The sequence below is a fragment of the Acidisphaera rubrifaciens HS-AP3 genome (assembly GCF_000964365.1).
Lineage (GTDB): Bacteria > Pseudomonadota > Alphaproteobacteria > Acetobacterales > Acetobacteraceae > Acidisphaera > Acidisphaera rubrifaciens.
The window spans coordinates 1-768 of record NZ_BANB01000674.1; the positions used below are offsets into that span (position 1 = coordinate 1).

Annotated in this window: 1 protein-coding gene; it reads right to left on the reverse strand. The window is 71.0% G+C overall.

Annotation, left to right across the window (positions count from 1 at the left end):
• The coding region (locus tag B8460_RS16215; RefSeq protein WP_048862653.1) for an LOG family protein at positions 1-573 on the reverse strand (573 nt) is incomplete at its 3' end.
• Positions 574-768: the final 195 nt, after the last annotated feature.

The window sequence follows — 768 nt, forward strand, 5'->3', positions numbered from 1 at the left end:
GCGGGCGAGCGCCGCCGCCACGCCGGGACAGCGCTCGTACAGCCGCCGCACCTCGGGCTTGGCGAAACCGAGGCCGATCGCCGTCTCGACCGCGCCGTGTACCGGCTGCGCCGATCCGTCGACGTCCACCAGAAGGATCGGCTTGTCGTGCAGCCGCAGTTGCCGCCAGGTGATGATCTCGAATGTCTCGTCGAACGTGCCGAGCCCGCCCGGCATCGACAGGAAGGCGTGCGACAGGTCGAACATCCGCCGTTTGCGGGTGTGCATGCTGTCGGTGATGATCATCTCCGTCGCCCCGGCATGGGCGACTTCCCACTGCGTCAGGAACTCCGGGATCACGCCGATCACGGTGCCGCCGGCGGCGAGGGCGGCGTCCGCCACCGCGCCCATCAGCCCGATCCGGCCGCCGCCGAACACGATGCGCATGCCGCGGCGGGCGAGACCGGTGCCGAGCGCCTCGGCGGCGGCGCGATAGGCCGGCCCGACGCCGGACTGGGCGCCGCAGAAAACGGCGACGGTATAGGGGGCAGCTGGATCGTCGGCGGGGGGCACAGGCCCGGTGGGAAGGAGCATATCGGTCATGCGCCGGTTGTCCCGCGCTTTGCCGTGCAATGCAAAAGGCTTTTCCGCGTCGCGGCACGGCCGTGCCGCTGCTGCTTGACAGGGCGCGCGCCGGCCTGCGACCCGGCCCCGCATGCATGGGATACAGACGTCGGCCGAGCATTGGTGGCACGCGGGAGAGAGACATGCTGGACAGCACTTCGGGCG